3 protein-coding genes, 1 tRNA gene and 2 pseudogenes are annotated in these 3,575 nt (G+C 72.7%); 4 read left to right on the forward strand and 2 right to left on the reverse strand.

Annotation, left to right across the window (positions count from 1 at the left end; translation table 11 throughout):
- A pseudogene (locus tag HET64_RS37510) lies at positions 1-259 on the reverse strand (regulator); the annotation flags it as partial.
- Positions 260-655: 396 nt separating this feature from the next.
- Here HET64_RS37510 and HET64_RS37515 point away from each other — a divergent pair.
- Entirely contained in the window at positions 656-979 is a 324-nt protein-coding gene (locus tag HET64_RS37515) for a hypothetical protein (protein WP_215111707.1), read from the forward strand.
- A gap of 255 nt (positions 980-1,234) precedes the next feature.
- Positions 1,235-1,798: a hypothetical protein gene (locus HET64_RS37520; RefSeq protein WP_215111708.1), complete on the forward strand. Its 564-nt coding sequence runs from the start codon at positions 1,235-1,237 to the stop codon at positions 1,796-1,798.
- A gap of 121 nt (positions 1,799-1,919) precedes the next feature.
- On the opposite strand, the gene HET64_RS37525 is transcribed toward HET64_RS37520, so the two are convergent.
- Positions 1,920-1,991, reverse strand: a tRNA-Arg gene (locus HET64_RS37525).
- A gap of 211 nt (positions 1,992-2,202) precedes the next feature.
- Here HET64_RS37525 and HET64_RS37530 point away from each other — a divergent pair.
- Positions 2,203-2,616, forward strand: coding sequence for a response regulator (locus HET64_RS37530; protein WP_215111709.1), 414 nt, complete (start codon positions 2,203-2,205; stop codon positions 2,614-2,616).
- A 139-nt stretch (positions 2,617-2,755) separates the two neighbouring features.
- Positions 2,756-3,575 (forward strand): annotated as a pseudogene (locus tag HET64_RS37535) (hypothetical protein); the annotation flags it as partial.

Genomic DNA, 3,575 nt, shown 5'->3' on the forward strand with positions numbered 1-3,575 from the left:
CGCCCAGCCCGCTCACCGCCGCCAGCGTGGGATGCCCGTCCTCCGTGGCCCGGTCCCGGTGCGCCTCCAGGGCGCGGAGCTCGTCCGTGCGGTCGGTGATCCGGACCGAGGGCGGTAACTGCCAGGGCGGCGGCACCTCCTCCCGCGCCCCGCCCCCGGACACATGGATGCCGCCGTGCACGCTTCCCGTCTGCACGACGAAGCCGTGCACCGTGCCGCTCAGTTCGTTGGTGTTCGTGCTGTGCTCGTGCCCCCGCATGCGTCCCCCTCCGGACAGCCGAGTACCAGCTTTCACCAGACATCCTTTCCGTACAGGCGCTCGATACCCGGGCCCACGGCGATCGGCTGCGCCCGGACCGGGCCCATTCCGGAGCGCTCATTGCCTTTGGCATATGCCTTCGGTATGTACACACCTGGAGGCGACGGTACGCGCGCCCTATGCCTCTCCGGCCTCTTCGTGCGTTACCCGTCTGACTGACCACCCTTTGTGGCAACGTAGTTCGACTGACGCCGCGGGTGTTCGGGCGGCCGTCGCAAGGGTCACCTTCACCCGCCCGGCCTCTTCACAGGTTCTCCGCCCTCCGCCCCGCACCGTGTGGCACCGTGGATCGACTGATGACCCGGGCGTCCGGGCATCCGCGTAGGGGGGACCTTCATGCGACTTCGTACCGCCGCGGCCTCGGCCGCGCTCGTCCTGTCCGCCGTGGCGGGCGCAGCGGCCTGTTCGTCCTCGCCGGACGCCGTGGACGCCGAGCGGCCCACCACCCGCACCGGGCCGGCGTCCGTGGAAGGGCTGGCGGAGAGCATCGAGACGGGAAAGCGTCAGGCGGGCCCGCCCGAGCTGAACGGGCAGAGCGTGCCGGGCCCCGAGAAGTGCGCCACCTCCATCGCCGAGATCCCGGCGGATTGCGTCGTCGACCCCTCGTTCGCCGAGTTCACGGAGGGGGAGCGGGCCGCCGAGCCGCCCACCCTGCCGTGAGACCCCGCCCGTGAACGGGTGAGACAGCCGCCACAGGAGGGCGGGCACACGCCGGTGTGCCCGCCCTCCTGTTCTGCGTCCGCACCGCCCGCACGACCGCCCGCGCGCGCACGGCCCGGATCACTGGGGCACCACGGGCCACCTGCGTCACAGAAGCCCCTTCCATCCGTCACAGCGATCTCTTAGTCTCACACCCTGTTCACATTTGGTAATGGATGATCTCGCCACAGAGGTCAGGCGCGGGGGTAGTGAAGTATGCGTGAAAACTGGCGCTCGAAGTTGAGCGTGCTCGCCGGGGCGTCGGCACTGGCCCTGGCGGCCGTCACCGCGACGCCGGCGCTGGCCCACGACGCTCCCGAGGCCCCCCTGGAAGTGCAGCTGCCCGCCGACGTGAGCATCGTCGAAGGCCTCACCCCGGAGCCCGGCGTGGAGATCCCCTTCCCGGTGGACGGGACGGAGACGAAGGGAGCGCCGGACGCGGTGCTGTCCGCCAAGGCCGCTCCGCCGTCCAACACCTGCCTCGGCGCGACCGCCGCCTACGGTTCCACCGGGTGCTTCCAGCACAACGGCGACATCGTCTGGGCGGGCGACACGAAGAAGGACGGCATGTCCGCGGCCGTCGGGGTCTACACCGACTACGGGCGCGCCGAAGCGGTCTGCGTCAACAAGCTCGGCGTGAACACCTGGGCGACCTGCGACAAGGACTACCGCGAGACCGGGAACGTACGTCTGCGGGTCCTGCGCTACGACGGCGACACCGGCAAGTTCTACCAGCCCGAGGCCTGGTCCGGCTGGATCCCGGTCGACGGGAAGTACTGACCGACCCACCTCGCGGGGGCGCGGCACACGCTCCGCTCGCCCCCGCGAGGGCGCGGCACACGCGCGACGCATACGAAAAAACCGGACCAGCCTCTGCTGGTCCGGTTCTTCAATCCGGAAGTGCCCCCGGCAGGATTCGAACCTGCGCACCCGGCTCCGGAGGCCGATGCTCTATCCCCTGAGCTACGGGGGCGTATCGCGGTGCTGCTCTGCGACGGGTGAAACACTACCAGCTCCCACGGGGTGTCCGTGAACAGGTATTCCGCCGTGCCTCCGCGCCTCTTCCTCCCGCTCGGGCGGTCCGTGGGAGCGGTGGCCACCCGTCCGGGGCGGAAGTGGACAAAACCCGGACGCCGCACCTCCGGCCGACCTACTCTCGAAGGGTGTCAGGGGCGTACGGCCGCGTGCTTGTTGTCGACGACAACAAGGTCATCCGGCAGCTGATCAGGGTCAATCTCGAGCTGGAGGGCTTCGAGGTCGTGACCGCGGCCGATGGTGTCGAGTGCCTGGACCTGGTCGAGCGGGTCCGCCCCGACGCGATCACCCTCGATGTCGTGATGCCCCGGCTGGACGGTCTGGAGACCGCCACCCGGCTGCGCTCCGACCCCCGGACCCGTCGTGTTCCCATCGCCGTCATCAGCGCCTGTACGCCCTACGAGGTCGACGCGGGTGTGGCGGCCGGGGTCGACGCGTTCCTGGCGAAGCCGTTCGAGCCGAGCGAGCTGGTGCGGATCATGCGCCGGCTGGTGACGGGGGAGGAAGAGCCCTCGGTGGACGGGCGTCGCGGTGCCGGGCGGGCGGGGAGCGCCACCGGCTGACCCGGGCGGCGAAACCGGGTCCTGGCCGACCGTGGCGGTGTCCCCGGGGCCGGCCCTCCCGGGCGTCGGGCGGGGTCCGGCCGACCGGATGGCGAAACCGGGTCGCGAAGTGCCCCCCTCTCTCACCTACGCTTGACCCGTGACCCCCGCCGACCTCTCCCGGACCGTGCTGCACGCCGTGCGCCGCGCGGTCGACGAGGATGCCTTGCGCGCACCCGTGCCCGCGCGCGTGCGTGTGGAGAGGACGCGGCCCGGCGGCAGCGGGGACTACGCCTGCGCCGTCGCGCTCCAGCTCGCCGGGCCCGCCGCGCTGCCCGCCCTGGAGGTCGCCCGCATCCTGCGGGAACGCGTCGCCGCCGAGCCCGGCGTCGGGCGGGTCGAGATCACCGGACCTGGGTTCCTGAGCTTCACCCTCGACGTACCGGCCGCGGCCGACCGGACCGTGCTCGACGCCGTACGGGAACAGGGCCTCGCGTACGGACACGGGGACGCGCTCCGGGACGAGATCCTCCAGTTCCACCACGCGCGGGAGGTCCGCGCCGCCGTCACCGCCCATGCCGTCCGCCGGCTGGTCATCGCCCAGGGCGCCCGGGTCCGGGTCAGCTGCGAGGAGGCGTCCGACCCGGACTGGGCCCGCCTCGGCGTCACCGTGGACGCGCACGGCACGCCCCCCGTGCCGCTCACCGGGATCCGGCCCGTTCCCGCCGGGGCCACCGCGGGGGAGCTGCTGGAGCGGCTCGGGTCCGACGCCGCCCGCTGGGGGCTCCTGCGGCCCGCCGGGCACGACCGTGCCGCCCTCGGCCCCGCACTGCTCGTCCAGGGCGAGGCGAACCCGCTCTTCCGGGTCCGGTACGCCCACGCCAGGGCCCGTGCGCTCACCCGCGGGGCCGCCCTCCTCGGCTTCACCGCAGAGCCCGACCCGAACGCCGGGCCCGCGGGTGAGCGCACGGGCCCTGGCG

Source organism: Streptomyces sp. McG3, assembly GCF_018619185.1.
In the GTDB taxonomy this organism is placed as follows: Bacteria; Actinomycetota; Actinomycetes; order Streptomycetales; family Streptomycetaceae; genus Streptomyces.

Excerpts from the sequence above, each read along its gene's own strand:
- HET64_RS37515 (WP_215111707.1), top strand. The coding sequence starts at position 656 with ATGCGACTTCGTACCGCCGCGGCCTCGGCCGCGCTCGTCCTGTCCGCC.
- HET64_RS37520 (WP_215111708.1), top strand. The coding sequence starts at position 1,235 with ATGCGTGAAAACTGGCGCTCGAAGTTGAGCGTGCTCGCCGGGGCGTCG.